Source organism: Lactococcus taiwanensis, from assembly GCF_017068355.1.
In the GTDB taxonomy this organism is placed as follows: domain Bacteria; phylum Bacillota; class Bacilli; order Lactobacillales; family Streptococcaceae; genus Lactococcus; species Lactococcus taiwanensis.
In genome coordinates this window covers 387069-403480 of record NZ_CP070872.1, presented here as the reverse complement: position 1 = coordinate 403480, position 16412 = coordinate 387069, and the positions used below count along the sequence as shown (strand labels likewise).

The following is a 16412-nucleotide window of genomic DNA, read 5'->3' as shown; positions in this document are numbered from 1 at the left end:
ATTGCTTATTATACCACATTTCGCTAGTAATTTTGAGGGTATTTTCTGCCTTAAAACCCTTTATTTTCTTACTGACAGCCCTATCAGTAACTTTAATAAAAAAAAGTGAGCCGAACCATCTGTTCACTCACTTTTTTCTTTTATTCACACTTATTTTTATCTAGTAGTTTACCCTACAAAAAGCTTAATGTACAGAATAGTTGGGTGCTTCTTTCGTGATTTGTACATCATGCGGATGAGATTCTTTCAAACCAGCTCCAGACATTTCAATAAATTGAGCAGATTCGTGCAAAGCTAAAATATCTGCAGCACCTGTATAACCCATACCAGCCTTCAAACCACCCAACATTTGGAAAATAATGTCTGTTGCGCTTCCTTTATAAGCCACGCGTCCTTCAATACCTTCTGGAACAAGTTTATTGGCTTCATTAACAGCCCCTTGGAAATAACGGTCTTTAGACCCTTTTTTCATTGCTGCTAAGCTACCCATTCCACGGTAAGTTTTAAACTTACGACCTTGGAAGATTTCAAATTCACCAGGAGATTCGTCAGTACCTGCAAGCATTGAACCAAGCATAACTGCATCTCCACCAGCAGCAAGTGCTTTAACAATATCGCCAGAATATTTGATCCCACCATCAGCGATGATTGTTTTACCAAACTCACGCGCCACATTTGCCGCATCATAAATGGCTGTAATTTGCGGAACACCTACACCAGCAACAACACGAGTCGTACAGATAGAACCAGGACCAATCCCAACTTTAACCACATCAACACCAGCCTCAAACAAAGCACGCGCACCCTCACCAGTAGCAATATTACCAGCAATCAACGTCCGGTCTGGGAAATGATCACGAATTTCACGGATTTTACGTAAAACACCAGCGGAATGCCCATGAGCCGTATCAATGACAATGGCATCAGCGCCAGCAGCAAACAAAGCTTCTGCGCGTTCAAACGTATCAGAAGAAACACCTACCGCACCAGCCACTAAAAGACGCCCTTGTTCATCTTTCGCCGCATTTGGAAATTCAATCACACGTTCAATATCTTTAATGGTAATCAAACCAGCTAACTTACCTTCTTCATCCACCAAAGGCAATTTTTCGATTTTATGTTCTTGCAAGATTTGAGCAGCGGTGTCTAGTGTAGTCCCAACAGGCGCCGTAATCAAATTTTCAGCAGTCATCATGTTTTTGATTTGTTGATTATAATCCGTAATAAAACGCAAATCACGATTTGTAATAATTCCTACCAATTTACGATTTTCAAGTGTATCCACAATTGGTACACCAGAAATACGGTAAGTTGCCATCAAATTTTCTGCTTCTTCAATTTTGTGTTCTGGTGTCAAGAAAAAAGGATCTGTAATAACGCCAGACTCAGAACGTTTGACTTTGTGAATTTCTTCTGCCTGTTGTTCAATAGACATATTTTTATGGACAACACCTAAACCACCTTGGCGAGCCATCGCAATAGCCATTTTTGAGTCAGTAACAGTATCCATTGCAGCCGAGATAATCGGAACATTCAATGTCAAATTTTTTGCCAATTTCGTTTTCATACTCACCTCGTTTGGCAACACATGAGATTCTGCTGGAATCAGCAACACATCATCAAAAGTAAATCCTTTTTTCAAAAACTTAGTTTCCCAGTTTGACATCGAAATTATTCCTCCATTTATCAGTCAGCTCCAAAAATATGACTGTATTTCTATGGCTCCCGCCATTTTTTTATTTTTACTATTCTACCACTTATTTATAAGCATTTCAACAACTGATTTATCATCTTTATAAAAAGCTAAACTATACGAGACAAATTCGGTATATCGTTTTCCCTTTAACGCCTTTCATGATAAAATAGTTCCATCATAATTATTATGAATTTTTACAGTTTTCTCATTAAAACGTAGCCTTTTATAACCTTCCATAAACATTTGACCCAAACCCCTAACGTGTTTTTACCAAAACGCAACAAAGACAGGCTAATATAATTGTAAAATAATAATAGTTGCATCTTTAAATTATTTACTTTATCAACTAGAAAGACAAAATAAATGAAACTAAAAAAACGTTATCTTTTTTCTCTTCTTATTATTACAGGACTTTTTGCTTTACCCGCACACGCAGATGACACCGTTTCTCAAGAGGATCACCCGATGGGCTACTATATCCAGCAAGAGACGCAAGAGGAAGCCTCCTCATCAGCACAAAACACAGAAGAAAATGAATCTTCTAATGCACCACAAGCCCGTTCTTTTTCTGCAGCTTCAGCAAGCGTTCCGTCCAACTTAAGCTCTAATGATACTTCACTTCCGCGGCGAGATGCTGTTGACGTCTCCAGTTATCAATCGTGGATGACGCAGGCAGATTTCAACTCGCTTAAAGCATCAGGTGTTAAGACGATTATTGTCAAGCTAACAGAGGGAACTTACTATAAAAACCCCTATGCGGCAAATCAAATTAAGATGGCACAAAATGCTGGACTCAAAGTGGCCACCTATCACTTTGCAATCTTTGGGAGCACGAGCAACCAAGCCACCGCTAACGCCCAAGCCCAAGCGGAAGCAACTTATTATGTTAACATGGCAAAATCCTTAGGTCTAAGTACTGGTACAGTAATGATAGAAGATGCTGAGTATACAGGTACGTCATCATCATTATGGACCCAAGCTTCACAGAACTTCACGAACAAAGTTAAAGCGCTTGGATATAAAAATGTACGCTACTACACCTCGAAAAACTGGGCCGAAAACGGCACGATGAAACCCGCTACTCTGGGTGCTAAAAATTTCTGGGTGGCTCAATATCTCTATGGAAAACCTTCTGCTAGCAACTTACAAAATACTCAATATGGTGCTTGGCAATATACGAGCCAAATGTATTTCCAAGGTACAGCTAATTTGAGAGCTAACGCCGTTGATACTTCTATCGATTATAATAACATCTTCAACCCAACTTCCACAAATGATGTCTATCGTATGTACAACCCTAATAGTGGTGAGCATTTCTATACGATGAACTTTTATGAAGTAACTTCTCTACAAAATAGTGGATGGCACTATGAAGGAGTTGGTTGGGTTTCTTCTACAGCAAAGACAGCTCCTGTCTACCGGCTTTATAATAAAAATGGAGGCTACCATTTTTACACTACAAGTAGTTATGAAAAAGATCAACTTGTTAAAAAAGGGTGGAGATATGAAGGTATTAGCTTCTACAGCGGAGGTTCTAAAGCTGTACACCGCGCTTATAATCCTAACAATGGAATGCATAACTACACTTTAAATTCTTATGAACAAAATTCACTTGTAAAATTAGGGTGGAGAAATGAAGGCACGGCATGGAAATCTAATTAACTTGAACAAAAATCACTAGAAAAAAAATATCGGTTCGACCGATATTTTTTTATTTCAGCGATAATTTAATGAAATTTTATAATATTCTTCAAGTTTATATTTAAGAGCTTTATTGTTCAGTTCAATTCCTACATTTCTCATAGTATCCTTTTGACTTACGCCCTGCGTATTATAAAGCTTATTTTGTATCGCTGTAATATACTGAAATGGATTTTTAGTGTCACTAAATAGTGAATCACCCAAAAAATAATTTAAATGTTCCTCATCATCAAGTAAATCTAATACTGTAGGAGTTAATGATAAACTATTTTTCCCTCCCACATTTATATTTCTTGGTTCTACCCCTGGGTAATAAATCAGCAAGGGTATTGGAGCAGCAAAATAGTTCCTTGTTGTCTTAAATGTTGCATTGTAAATTGGATCAGGAAAAGTACTATGATCAGATGTAAATATAACCATTGTATTATTAACCAAACCGCTTTCTTTAATTTTCTTCCAAAATTTACCAAAAGCATCATCCAAATTATAATACTTATTAAGATAGGTATTTTTACCGTCGCCATACTTCATATCCGTACTGACGCCTACATGTGTCTGGTAAGTATAATCCACAAGTAGAAAAGGATCTTCCATAGAATTCATTTTCACTGCTTGATTAAAGAGTAAATTATAATTTTCCTGATCCGCTAAAATTTTTTCACCTACACTCGTTGTCAGACTATCAGAAGAGCCTGATACGATCCGATCAAATCCTAAATGTTTGAGATAAGTGGTCCAAGTTTTTTGCTCTGGTTCTGGATTAATCATCATCGTTTGATAACCCTGTTTTTTCAATATTTTTTGGAGGGATACTTGATTAGTTTGTAACATTTTAGCTACACCACTCGTTCCATTCTCGTACCCTTCAGAATATTGCTGTGAAGAAAAAAGCTGTCCTCGTACACCTCTATAAGTTGCTGCCGTATGATTAAAGTAATCAGTAAAATTAAGTGTTTCCTTAGAAAATTGATTTAAGTTAGGTGTAATATTTAAACCTAAATCATTATTTACATCCATTATTTCAGAACTGAAACCTTCTGTAAAAATAATTATTATATTCGGTTTGTTTAAATTAGTTTTAACACCGTTCTCAACGTTTGACCTTTCAAAAGTCTTATATACCCGTTGCTTATCGTTACTATTTTCCCCAAGATTTACCGTAAGCCTAACTACTTCATAGTACTCTTTTACGAAGTCCTTCCACCCCAAAAATGGAGTTTTAGAGCCAAATATGCCCATAAATATATAAATGAGCACTATGAAAGTAAAACTAACGAGTTTCCCGATATTATTAAAACGCAAGCTATAAATAGGCAACAATGATATCATAACAGCCAATACTATAGCGAATAAATATAATAGTAACGAGGAGCCCAAAGCACTCAAATTTTCTAAGTTATTCCACATAATATATGTAGTGAATGTCCCAGAAAAAGCAACTACACCAAGATTAATCAAGAATAGGAGAGTAGAAATAAAGGAGGTTATATAACGAGCGACTGACCATTTCAAGGGCAAGAGTTGTACCAGTAAATAGAGAGCAAAATATTCTACTAAGCTAGAAAAAAATAAATTAAAATCCCAACTATTTTTAATACTAGCTCCAGTAACAACTATAAAAATGAGTATAAGTTTACCCAAAGCCAGATAAAATTTTTTCTTCGTCATCACATTCACATATATTTCACTCTGATTTTCTTTTTTCTTTATCATATCTCATTATAACGCTTTCTGAAAAGGTTAACAAACCAAAAGTCTAAGAGAAAAATTTGAAGCATCAAAAAAGAGCAGTTGTACGCCAAATGCTAAACTGCTCTCTTTTAAAAATGAAATCCTTTAGTTTCCTCATTTTACAAGGCCAAAATAACGCCCCAAAAATTATTCACTATTAATATGATATTAGAAAGCACAGCCAAAGATATAACCAAAGCAACTATTACTCTAGTTTCCTTTATCTTAGCCTTAAAATAGGTGCTTCCGCTGAACAATACTAGCAATAAAAATAAAGGAGTGAAATATCTACCCTGAACCCCGCTTATCGCACCCACTAACTGGTTTGCAGCCGTTGTTCCTGTATCGTAATAGCCGGATATCATATATTGGAAATATACAGCTAAAATATTTAAGATTAATAACGACAATGCTCCGAAACTGATTAATTTAGATTTCACAAATTTTTCTTCAGCTAATAAGCACAATATAAGTAAAACGCACCAAGAAACTGTTACCCAAATCGGAATTGAATTTGTGCGATATGGACTTACAAAAAGAGAAGTAAACATTGGTGGAGCAACATTACTTACAAGATTAACTACCAATCTTCTGAGTACATAAAAAATTCCGCCATATCTCTGCAAAATTACGATAGCAGCAACGATAAAAGCTAGTACAGCCGCTAACAATGCCCCTATTTTCATCAAATTTAAGTTGTGATTTCTTTTCTTTCTTCTTCTGTCATAAGAGAACGTGCTACTTTTACTACTAATAGGGCTGTACTTACCTTTTTTATGAACATGCTTATTAAACCATATTGCTACTACAATTAATGGATAAATTATTATTATAGTTTTAAAATTAAGCTTCGCGGCTACTAATATCAAAAAACTAACTATAAGCATTTCCAATATATTTTTGGGAGATAGCTTATTATCATCTACTACATTTATCGCTACAGCCACTGAGGCTGCTACCAAAACATAAGACAGTGCATCATAAGAAAAACTTGAAAATTGACTTACAATAACCGGAGACAGCATCAATGCCGTGAAAGTTAACTTCCCTTTTTTCAATCTTTTTATTATAAAATAAATTAATAAGCTATATACTAGACTAGATAGGAGCCTACCAAATACTACCATTACTCCAATGGATGGGTAAATATGGTAGCCTATCCATATGCCAATTGCTGGGATAATATGTCCTAATTGAGCATAATCTAGGATATTTCCCCCTATTTCCCGAGGAAAGTTTTTAGCTTCAGTTATATAAGCCTCATTCAGATAATATTTTTCGAAATGAGTACCATCTACATAAGACTGGCTTTGCCCCGTCAGCGATGTTGTAACCGACGTAGAACCATAACGTGAAATATCTACGACTAAGCCAACCAAGTTGGCCGATGCTTCAAAATGATACGGAGAATCTGGTTCATTGAAAATAGGGTTAACTACTGAAGAAAAGAGTCCTAAGACGACCGCTACTATTAAATAAATTTTATGTATATTTCTACTCATTGCATTAGTATCATGGCTTTGTTCTAACTGACTGATATCTAACTCCATATTTCTATTAATCATTTATCTACTTCCTACGTAAATTTCAGAATAAGTAATAAAACAAGTATTACTACAACAACCGCTAAAGCTATACCTCCTAAAACTCTGAGTGAAGAGTAGTTAGATACTTTATCATCAGAAGTAACCGACAGCACATTATATTCAGACTGACCAGCAGAATAGTCTCCTATCAAGCTATTCACTTTATAATTTTGGGTCAGGGCATCCCCTACGCTATTTTTACCGTTCATTTCATTAAAAGTAGTAAAAGGAATAATTGACTGCTTTAAATCATAACCTTCTGCGGCCTTTATAGGATACAAGAAATAATCTTTGCTGCTAGCTAGGCCTACTATCTTAATTAATGACTGATTAGTTTTCGTTTCTCTTTTCGCGTTAAAATCAAATAGGCTAGTATTTAAAGGAATTGACATCCCACTCGATACACCTAGCGAATAGATATTCCCACCTTCAAGTACTAAAGGCTCAATAGAGGAAACGGACGATAAATCAGCTACCTCTACCCAATTGCCAGTTTGAGTGTATATATCATAATTATCCCCCTTTTTTTTACCTAAAAGATACTGCGCACCACTCGCAAGTTTATTTTTTTCAGTATCCATCATTACAAAATTAATCCCAGTAGATGTTACTGAAGGCGATGTGCCAGTCAAATTGTCTTTTCCATTACTTAACGATAATTTAAAAGCAAAAGTTTGTTTAGCTGTCTGATAAGCGTTAATAGGAATAGTCAGTTCCATAGTATCAGTACTCGGTGGAAAATTTATTTGACGTTTTAAGTTGACTTGTGGTGAGATGTGCGCATGAATCTCTATCGTTACGTCTTCCTCAGAAGGATCTAACTTGATATTATAATTATATAACGGAAGATTAACCAATGAAGCACCAAGTAAAGTAATTACACCATCGTAATTATCATTTATTTGCGAGATGCTTGTGATACTAGGTTCGTAGACACTCGGTGTAATTATTGGATTATAGTAATCTGTCTGGGTATAGGGCACTGAAATATCATCAATTGTTAAGTTTGCTTGCGGAGCGATTGTTAAATTTGCACCATCTTTTAAATAAGCAGCTTTTATTTTTACTACATACTTAATACTCTCTCCAGACTCAATAGTATATTGATTTGTACCACTTAAACTAGATTTAGGCATGTCTACTGTTTTAATCGTCATACCTGAATCAGGATTAGATAAATCTAGACTAATATTTTTTGTTGCTTCAGTGATATCTACTATTTTCTGTAATCGATTATCCGAATCAAATATCGCAGTATAACCTAAAGGTAATTTAGCCTCCCCTTTTCCCTCTTTGTTTGTAAAAGGTTCACCTTTTACTTTGGGGGCTTTAAAAGTAATAGCTGTACTATCTTTTCCACCAGCTATGATATTCCCAGCCCCATTTAGTGTCATCGCGGCATTATAACTGTCATTTATTATTTTATTCAATATATAGAGAGCATCTGATGAGGTATTTTTAACCCCAGGCCCAATAGTGTATGTGCCCGATATTTTTAACGCTTTATCGTCCTTTGAATAAATATCTCCCAATTTTGTCCAAGCTTGAGAGGATACATCTCTATCAGTAAAGCTTCCCTCAACTATTTTTTGATAAAGAACATCAACATTTATTGCATTATACTTTCCTCCAGAGACTGGCTGTCCAAAATCCGTAACTCTAAGTTCAACCTTCTTCTCGACTTTCCCGTCTGTAGTCTTGGCATTCACTGTGAGAGGGCTTCCTTGTGCGAAAAATAGAAAAATATTGATTAGAAAAAATATTTTTACTAATTTTTTTAATAGTTCACTTGGCATTCTTTATTCCTTCTTTAATTTGAAAGAAGCTATTTACTTCTTAAAATCTCTTGGATTAAATTTTTTTCTTTAGTTAAAGTAATATAAAGTAGCATGGTCACTATTAGACCGATGCCCCGTATGACCAATACAAAAAATATATTTTGTGGCTCAAAAATACTAATTACCTCTAAAACAATAAAAGTAAGTATCCCTAAATAACATGGTGATTTAAATTCTGCTAAGAATTTTAACATAGAACCTTCTAAGGAAATTTTAACAACACGTCTAAAATTTATAAAAAAGTTTATAACAAAACCTACTGATAGAGAAATAGCGACAGAAGTTATCGTACCCGCAAATATCCCGACGATAATCGATCCTACTATTATAATCGCACTAATAACACCTGTATTAAATAAGAGTCGTGGTTGGTTTCTTGACTGGAAGATCGCACCGCTACTTGATAAAGTCATTTGGACCCAAACGGTCAAGGCCAATATTGCAAAGGGTGTAACTGCTTGTTCCCATTGACTACCAAATAAAAAGAAAATAATTTGCTTAGAAGATAAACTGAGGAAGATCGATAAAGGGATCCCTATTAAAGCTAAAATATGTACAATTTTGTAGTATATATCTCGAATGTAACTTACATTATCTTGGTAATCTGATAATACTGGTTGGAGGACAGGGTTAATAATTCCTAGAAAAAGTGTGTTTGGTAACATTAGGAGTTGGTAAGCCTTGCTGTAATTAGCTAAAGCGACCTCTCCCATAAATTTTCCAACTAAGATGTTATCTGAATTACGTGAAAAATAGTTTATAAAATTAAACGCAAATTGATTTTTAGAGAATTCCCAAATTTCTTTGAGAGGGGTTAAATCAAATTTTTTGCTGAATCTTACTTTTGTAAAGTAAGCGTTGAAGGAAAAATTAACGATAGATGATATTATCGCACTTATGATAAGTGCATAAACTCCAAAGTGAAGAAAAGCTAGCCCGACACCAACGATTCCGGCCATAATATTTCCAATAACCAAGCTAAAATTAACTTGTTTAAATCTTTTAGATTTATTTAACAACGCTGATGGAACAATATTCATCCCATTAAATAAAACAGAAATAGCTTGAACCCATGTCAGTGTTTTATATATATCATTATTATACACTAAAGCTAAAACATGACCAAACAATCCGAAAATAACAGCTACAGCTAGAGCAAAAATTATTGAATAATTAAAAAGAATTTTAATATCTTCTTCCGACAATCGCTTATTTTGGATTATTGCGGGACCCATACCTGCTTCTATCATCATACTAAAGAAGACAATAAACACTTGTATTATTGCTACTATACCATATTCTGCAGGTGTAAGTAGTCGACTTAATACCGCATTGATTATTAGCTGCAAAAGAAAATTACTGTAAACACCTATTGTGGTAAAGAACATACCTGTCTTCAAGTTTTTCATATTATGATATCTTTCTCATTCCTTAACAAAACTAAATAATGTTTTGCCATTGTTTTTGTAAAATTTCTACTTTGAAATTTTGGACGCGCTCTAAGGATTTTCTTTGATAAATTTTTCTCAACTCTGGATTTTCAACCAACTTCAATAACTCAGTTATCATGGCCTCTACGTTCCCATTTTCTACTAGTATCCCGTACTTTCCATCATCTAAAACTTCAGAACTTCCACTTTGCTCGAAAGCGACAATGGGAAGACCGAAACTCATTGCCTCAGCTAATACTAGGGGCATACCCTCCCATCGCGAAGTCATGATGTATATCGAGGAGTCTTTATAATGTCTCAAAAGTTGTTCACCTTCTAGTGCCCCTCTGAGTAGTATCTTATCTTCTGCCTTTTCATCAGCGATGAGTTTTCTCAATGCATCAATTTCTTGAGTATTCCCCGAGCCAGCTATTGCAATTTTCCAGTCTTCAGGTAATTTTTTTGCAATTTTAACAAGGTAATCTAATCCCTTATGTTGGATATCATACCTGCATGTGATACTTATAATTTTTTCATTTAAATCTGAAACTAATCCTAAATTATCTAAAGTGATAGGATTATTGATTTTCACGACATTCTCAGAGATAACCCCATAACCTCTTTTGTCTTCTTCTGTTAAGGCTACTACAGTATCTGCAGCCTGCATTGATTCAATCAAACTATCCTTAACTTTAGAAAAATAACCTTCAAAATAAACTTTATGATTATTATGCATCCATAAAATTACATTAATATTAGGAAACCGTTTTTTTATTACCGAAGCCTTAACAACTGAAGGGCCACTAATAATAACTGTATCTACTGGATTTTTTTCTAGATATCGGCACAAAGAATTGACATGGGTATTTATCAATGTCTTCTTCTTTTTAAAAACTAACCTATATAGGACATTTATCCCCAGATATATGGGATTCAGGCGTTTTTCGAAGATATTTTTCTCCCCAAAAACAACCTCTTCTTCAACTTTATAGAAGGGATCCACTTTATCATGGGAATATATCTTTACATTATAATCATTAACTAAAGATTCAGAGACTACTGTAACAACCCTTTGTATGCCGCCCATTCCTAAGTTATTTACAACAAACAATACTTTTTTCATTCTTCACATTTTTCTTTACACTATTATAGTTCGAAACTACTTTTTTCAGGAAATTTTTTATCTAATGCTTCCAAGAGATGATCTCTTTCATTAGTAAAGTTTATCTCCGCCGAGCCATCATTAAAGCATATAAGTTTATATTTGGAGTTCAAAATTTCTTCATATTTTTTATTATTCTCTAAAGGGACCACTTTCCCAAATTTAAATGAATTGTGTGGATAAAATTTATCTTCTGCTCGTTGGTAGTCAAGTACTGTCCAAATATTAATCGTATTTGGACTTCTAAATTTACTTCTAGAAGCATTATCAAACTCGTCGGAAACTACTTTGCGTAATTCCTTGAAACTACTTTTTAGCATAGGTTGCGCTAAATGATCTTGGAAAAAGCCAACATAGCGCTTGGTATAAAGTTGTACTGGCAACAGCCAAAGATTTATCAAGAATGCAAAAAATCCATTTTTTAACGATAATTTTTTTCTAGTAATAAATTTTTTATCTCGTATCGCTTTATTAACACTATAATTGTTATTAAATTGCACAATATTATATTTACTGTCCGCTGGTATTGGCATAGTTAAATATTGCAAAACAGGAAGCCCATTCTTGATGAAATCTTCACTTTTTACCTCTGCATTTAAAAACATATCATCATTAAAATTTACAAAAAACTCAGAAAGGGAATCAATTTTATCAAAATTTAGTTCAATAGTCCTAGAGTTGAATGTCGGGAGAAGCTCATTCGGAATAAACTCGTCATGACGTACAACATTAAGTTTAGGATGATTCGTATCCAGCCAATCAGGTACATGTCCCCATGTCACTAAATGGATCTTATTTACCCAAGGAGCATATTTCTCAACTGCACGAAACCAGTATTGAAAATTGTCCATATTTCTAAAGCGTGCTTCCGAGTTTAATGCTTTTTCAATACTTTCACCACTGTATTGAGCTTTTTGTTTTATCCAATCTTCGTCTGTACTATCCAAATAAGTTACTACGAAATCTATCTTTTCCGTCATTCTTCTTCCTTTATCTTAACGTATTGAACTTTTACCATAGAATGCTTTTACTTGAGCAGTAGCTGTTCCCAATTGTTGATAATTTTGTCAATTTCTAACATTTCCGAGCGTTGAAGTGAGAGGTGGGCATACTTTTCTCGAAGTTCTTTTGAATTTTGAAGATTTTTGAGTTCATTCATAAATTTTTCAATATTCCCGTTTTCTACCAGTACGCCATATCGGCCCTCATCCAGTACTTCGCGAGAACCAGAATTGGACATCGACAGTACTGGAAGACCAAAGCTCATGGCTTCAGCAAATACAAGGGGAAAGCCTTCAAATCGACTTGTACTTATGAAGAGAGAACTATTTTTGAAATGTTCTTGCAATTGTGCTCCACTTTTTGCCCCTCTCCAAACTAGCTTATGTTCCAAGCCATTTCTTCTGATATCTCGTTTAAACCTCTGCTCTTCAAGCCACATTCCACTCCCAGCTACATCTATTTTCCAATCGTTATCTAGCTGTTGGGCTATTTCAAGCAAATAATCAAGTCCCTTATGGTTATAATCAATTCTTCCAACAAAGCTAATTACTTTACTCTCTAATTCAGATTGGCTATTATCAGAATCTATCGTCACTGGATTATGCATAACTCGTACATTTCTATAACCTAATGAATTTAAGTGGTCCTTATCTTCCTTAGTTAAAACACAAATGACGTCACTATTATTATAACCAGATAATAACTTCTCATAGCTTTTTCCATATAAGAAAGTTTCATATATCTTTGTATTCAAGTGAAGCCATGAAATTAAAGTTACATCCGGTAGCCTATCTTTTAAGTCTTTAGCAACAACCGCCCACTGTTCAACCAGTATCAGTGTTTCAATTTTATTTTCTTCTACAAAGATTACTAAATCATCGACCATTTCTTTATTTGGTATCACGGTCATATCAACTGGACGTCTTAGTATATACTTATAAAAACCCGTACTAACAAGTATCTTTCTAAATTGCATTTTGGTTATAGCATGTTTAGCATAGGATACTGGGGCATCTAAAGGAAAATAACTTTCTACTTTTCTCATAGAAAAAATTGAGATATCAAATTTACTTTTATCTAAATTATTTGCAATTACACTTTGAACTCGCATAGATCCCCCCATTTGAAGGTCTCCCACTGCAAATGTTATTTTTTTCATACGTTTTACGTAAACTCCTCATATTTTTTCAATTTAAATGTTTCCTTGCTGGTTTTTCACATAAAATTTCATTAGAAGTCGAGATATTGTTTTGCCCCAATATCTCCTAAACATTTCATACTCTTCTTTTTCTCTATTTTTATCCACAGTATTATTTGTTGTTTCTGACTCTTCATGAATTCTGTGAGCCATAAGGTGACCTGATAAAAATTTTATATCTCCAGGCATCTTCATAATACGCTCCCATGCATCCCAGTCTAAGGCCATTTTCATACACTCATTAAATTTAAAACCTCTTAATCGACTCAAGTTATATGAAACTGCTGGGCAACAAATAAAATTACCAAAGGAATAGACTCTCCTCTGATACTTTTTATTATTAAATGCAGACATAACTTTAAGCGCAGCCGTTTTAATCTTAAGGTTTAAATTTCGAGAACGATAACTTCCTTCACCGTCAATTTCATAGTAATCCGTAAATACAATATTTAACTGTGCGTTCGTTTCAAAAGATTCTATAATATTTTCGCCATACTCAGGTTCGTATATATCATCTTGATGGGCAATAGTTGCATATTTAGTATCAACAAAGGATAACGCCCCATTCCAATCTGCGCCTATCCCCCCTCCTACACCAATAAAGCATTCAATATTGTAAGTGTGACATAATGAAGTTATGTAATCATTAGGTGTTGAAGTATAAAGTATTATTTTAGACTTACCATTTTTAAAACTTTGTTGTGCTAAAAGAGATAATATACAATTCTCCAAATGTATTGACTTTTCATATGCACAGATAACGAAGGTGTGCTTAACATCAATCTCTTTCATATAAATCCCTTGTGTATACCTTCTCACGAACAGCTTCTAGGACTTCATCCATACGATTCGCAACGATAATATCTACTTTTTCATTAAATGCATCAAAGTTTTCTTCAACCTTAATATTATGATAAACTTTTTCTTTTAGTCTTGGTTCATAAATAATAACTTCCACACCAGATTTTTCCAAATATCGAATAATATCGTGAATGGCAGAATATCTAAAATTATCAGAACCTGCCTTCATAGTCAGGCGATAAATCCCGACACTATCTGGTTTTCTGGATAAAATCTGTTCAGCAATGTATTCTTTGCGAGTAGTGTTAGACCCTACGATGGCTGTCATCATTTCCTGAGGAACTCCATAGAACTCTGCTTTAACTTGTTTTGTATCTTTAGGTAAACAATATCCCCCATACCCAAATGATGGATTATTATAGTAATTACCAATACGTGGGTCAAAACCCATTCCCTCTATTATTTTCTTCGTATCCAAGTTGTTTGTTTCGGCATAAGTATCTAATTCATTAAAATACGCAACGCGTAATGCCAAATATGTGTTTGAGAAGAGTTTTACAGCTTCAGCTTCTGTTTCATTCATTAAAAGAGTAGGCACATCTTTTTTATGAGATCCACGTTTAAACATCTCCGCGAGTATCTGAGCACGTTCACTCACCTCTCCTATTACGATTCGGCTAGGATAGAGATTATCATACAGCGCTTTTCCTTCTCTTAAGAATTCTGGAGAAAAAATAATATTTTCTGTTTGATATTTTTCCTTGAGTCTTCTCACGTAATTAACAGGAATTGTTGATTTTATAATAAATGTAGCATCAGGACGAATTGCCAGAGCTTTTTCAATTACATTTTCGATTGTGGATGTATCAAAATGTTGCGTATCCTCATTATAGTCAGTGGGAGTCGCGATAATTAAATATTCACCATGATTAACCGCTTCACTGAAATTGCTTGTGAATTTGACATTAACACTATCCGATTGGAGGAACTCAATAATTTCTTTATCATCTAAAGTTGATTTTTTCTTTTTGAGGGTATCAATTTTACTTTCCACAATGTCGTATGCAACCACTTCTTCATGTTGTCCGAGTAAAAGTGCATTGGATAATCCCACATACCCTAAACCAAAAACTGAAATTTTCATATAAACCTTCCTTCAGCATATTATGCTATTTCTTTTCTTTTTTATCTTGTTCTAACTCAATAATTCTCTTCTTTAGTAATGACATCTCCTGAACCAAATTTTTTAACTGCTTTTCAGCTGATATAAGAGAAATTTGATATTTTAAAGTTATGATTAATAGAAGTCCAACTAGTATAAACAACGCAAGAGAAGTTAAAGTTTGTATACCTAATAGGTGAGCGACTCTACTGCCAGACTCTGGAAATATTGATCCAATTAAAATTATAAGAGCTAGAGCAAGCCACTTTAACATATGACGTATTTCTGCTCTATCTCTCCTAACTAATCTAATCGTATAGAAAAAGAATAGAAGTGCAAGCAAAATAGCTATGATTCTAAGCTGTGTGGGCATCATTCTGTCTCCCTTCCAATTAAAGAACTAGCAATTATAGACAAAGATACACTTATCATATAATTTATACCTTTTATCATATTGATACTAGACTCCCCTGTAGTCCGTTCAAACATTCTTGCTCCTACCTCTTTTACGCGTATATTTTTAGCAAATAAATGCATATAACTCTCAGGCTCAGGATATTGTCTAGGATATCGTTTAACAAACTGTTCGATTACCTTTTTATTTCCCGCTCTATATCCACTTGTCACATCTTTAATTTTTATCTTTGAAGTAATATATATTAAGTTAGATAATATCTTAATACCCAACTGCCGTAACTTAGAAGATTTAAATTCTGAATTACTTTCGTCTAAAAATCTTGACCCAACTGTAAAATCTACCTCATCTCTCAGAACGGGCTCAATAAGATTAGGTAAGGAATGGATATCATGCTGAGCATCCCCGTCGAATTGTACTGCGATATCATAGCCATTCTCTTTAGCAAACATATAACCTGTCTGCACGGCCCCGCCGATCCCCAAGTTTTGGATCAGTTCAATATGATTAATATTATTATCCGTCAGGATTTCTTCTTCATTATCAGTTGAACCATCATTAATAACCACATATTCTAAATTGTAAGGACAGTTTTTAATGTACTTCTTTATGGTATTTATGTTATCAACGATACCCTCAGATTCGTTATAGGCTGGAATGATAAGCAGTATTTTTTTTTCACTTTTCATA

Annotated in this window: 13 protein-coding genes; 1 reads left to right on the top strand and 12 read right to left on the bottom strand. The window is 34.3% G+C overall.

Going from position 1 to position 16412, the window contains the following annotated elements; translation table 11 throughout:
• Positions 1-184 precede the first annotated feature (184 nt).
• On the bottom strand, positions 185-1666 hold the full coding sequence (guaB, locus tag JW886_RS02065; protein ID WP_075525204.1) for an IMP dehydrogenase: 1482 nt from the start codon (positions 1664-1666) through the stop codon (positions 185-187).
• 393 nt (positions 1667-2059) lie between these two features.
• Between guaB and JW886_RS02060 the strand changes: the two genes are divergently transcribed.
• A complete protein-coding gene (locus tag JW886_RS02060; RefSeq protein WP_205271775.1) occupies positions 2060-3358 on the top strand; it encodes a GH25 family lysozyme in 1299 nt (432 codons plus the stop codon).
• A gap of 54 nt (positions 3359-3412) precedes the next feature.
• Here the strand turns inward: JW886_RS02060 and JW886_RS02055 are convergent, their stop codons facing one another.
• From JW886_RS02055 to JW886_RS02005, 11 genes are all read right to left on the bottom strand, one after another.
• The gene (locus JW886_RS02055; protein ID WP_205872178.1) at positions 3413-5110 is read right to left on the bottom strand and encodes an LTA synthase family protein; all 1698 of its coding nucleotides are present in this window, start codon (positions 5108-5110) and stop codon (positions 3413-3415) included.
• A gap of 137 nt (positions 5111-5247) precedes the next feature.
• Complete coding sequence (locus JW886_RS02050) at positions 5248-6693, bottom strand: DUF2142 domain-containing protein (RefSeq protein WP_205872177.1); 1446 nt, start codon at positions 6691-6693, stop codon at positions 5248-5250.
• Positions 6694-6704: 11 nt separating this feature from the next.
• Complete coding sequence (locus JW886_RS02045) at positions 6705-8510, bottom strand: hypothetical protein (protein ID WP_205872176.1); 1806 nt, start codon at positions 8508-8510, stop codon at positions 6705-6707.
• A gap of 29 nt (positions 8511-8539) precedes the next feature.
• Positions 8540-9961, bottom strand: a complete 1422-nt coding sequence (locus JW886_RS02040) for a lipopolysaccharide biosynthesis protein (protein WP_075525199.1) — start codon at positions 9959-9961, stop codon at positions 8540-8542.
• A 31-nt stretch (positions 9962-9992) separates the two neighbouring features.
• Positions 9993-11105 carry a glycosyltransferase gene (locus tag JW886_RS02035; RefSeq protein ID WP_205872175.1) on the bottom strand — a complete coding sequence of 371 codons (1113 nt, stop codon included), beginning with the start codon at positions 11103-11105 and terminating at the stop codon, positions 9993-9995.
• Between the two features lie 23 nt (positions 11106-11128).
• Positions 11129-12124 carry a glycosyl transferase gene (locus JW886_RS02030; protein ID WP_075525197.1) on the bottom strand — a complete coding sequence of 332 codons (996 nt, stop codon included), beginning with the start codon at positions 12122-12124 and terminating at the stop codon, positions 11129-11131.
• Between the two features lie 47 nt (positions 12125-12171).
• A complete protein-coding gene (locus tag JW886_RS02025) occupies positions 12172-13305 on the bottom strand; it encodes a glycosyltransferase (protein ID WP_205872174.1) in 1134 nt (377 codons plus the stop codon).
• A 33-nt stretch (positions 13306-13338) separates the two neighbouring features.
• The gene (locus JW886_RS02020) at positions 13339-14136 is read right to left on the bottom strand and encodes a glycosyltransferase (RefSeq protein ID WP_200406977.1); all 798 of its coding nucleotides are present in this window, start codon (positions 14134-14136) and stop codon (positions 13339-13341) included.
• Complete coding sequence (locus JW886_RS02015) at positions 14123-15289, bottom strand: nucleotide sugar dehydrogenase (RefSeq protein WP_075525194.1); 1167 nt, start codon at positions 15287-15289, stop codon at positions 14123-14125. Before JW886_RS02015 ends, JW886_RS02020 begins: the two co-directional genes overlap by 14 nt.
• 25 nt (positions 15290-15314) lie before the next feature.
• A complete protein-coding gene (locus JW886_RS02010; RefSeq protein ID WP_075525232.1) occupies positions 15315-15680 on the bottom strand; it encodes a DUF2304 domain-containing protein in 366 nt (121 codons plus the stop codon).
• On the bottom strand, positions 15680-16411 hold the full coding sequence (locus JW886_RS02005) for a glycosyltransferase family 2 protein (RefSeq protein ID WP_075525193.1): 732 nt from the start codon (positions 16409-16411) through the stop codon (positions 15680-15682). Before JW886_RS02005 ends, JW886_RS02010 begins: the two co-directional genes overlap by 1 nt.
• Position 16412: the final 1 nt, after the last annotated feature.

Excerpts from the sequence above, each read along its gene's own strand:
- guaB (WP_075525204.1), bottom strand. The coding sequence starts at position 1,666 with ATGTCAAACTGGGAAACTAAGTTTTTGAAAAAAGGATTTACTTTTGAT.
- JW886_RS02060 (WP_205271775.1), top strand. The coding sequence starts at position 2,060 with ATGAAACTAAAAAAACGTTATCTTTTTTCTCTTCTTATTATTACAGGA.
- JW886_RS02055 (WP_205872178.1), bottom strand. The coding sequence starts at position 5,110 with ATGATAAAGAAAAAAGAAAATCAGAGTGAAATATATGTGAATGTGATG.
- JW886_RS02050 (WP_205872177.1), bottom strand. The coding sequence starts at position 6,693 with ATGATTAATAGAAATATGGAGTTAGATATCAGTCAGTTAGAACAAAGC.
- JW886_RS02045 (WP_205872176.1), bottom strand. The coding sequence starts at position 8,510 with ATGCCAAGTGAACTATTAAAAAAATTAGTAAAAATATTTTTTCTAATC.
- JW886_RS02040 (WP_075525199.1), bottom strand. The coding sequence starts at position 9,961 with ATGAAAAACTTGAAGACAGGTATGTTCTTTACCACAATAGGTGTTTAC.
- JW886_RS02035 (WP_205872175.1), bottom strand. The coding sequence starts at position 11,105 with ATGAAAAAAGTATTGTTTGTTGTAAATAACTTAGGAATGGGCGGCATA.
- JW886_RS02030 (WP_075525197.1), bottom strand. The coding sequence starts at position 12,124 with ATGACGGAAAAGATAGATTTCGTAGTAACTTATTTGGATAGTACAGAC.
- JW886_RS02025 (WP_205872174.1), bottom strand. The coding sequence starts at position 13,305 with ATGAAAAAAATAACATTTGCAGTGGGAGACCTTCAAATGGGGGGATCT.
- JW886_RS02020 (WP_200406977.1), bottom strand. The coding sequence starts at position 14,136 with ATGAAAGAGATTGATGTTAAGCACACCTTCGTTATCTGTGCATATGAA.
- JW886_RS02015 (WP_075525194.1), bottom strand. The coding sequence starts at position 15,289 with ATGAAAATTTCAGTTTTTGGTTTAGGGTATGTGGGATTATCCAATGCA.
- JW886_RS02010 (WP_075525232.1), bottom strand. The coding sequence starts at position 15,680 with ATGCCCACACAGCTTAGAATCATAGCTATTTTGCTTGCACTTCTATTC.
- JW886_RS02005 (WP_075525193.1), bottom strand. The coding sequence starts at position 16,411 with ATGAAAAGTGAAAAAAAAATACTGCTTATCATTCCAGCCTATAACGAA.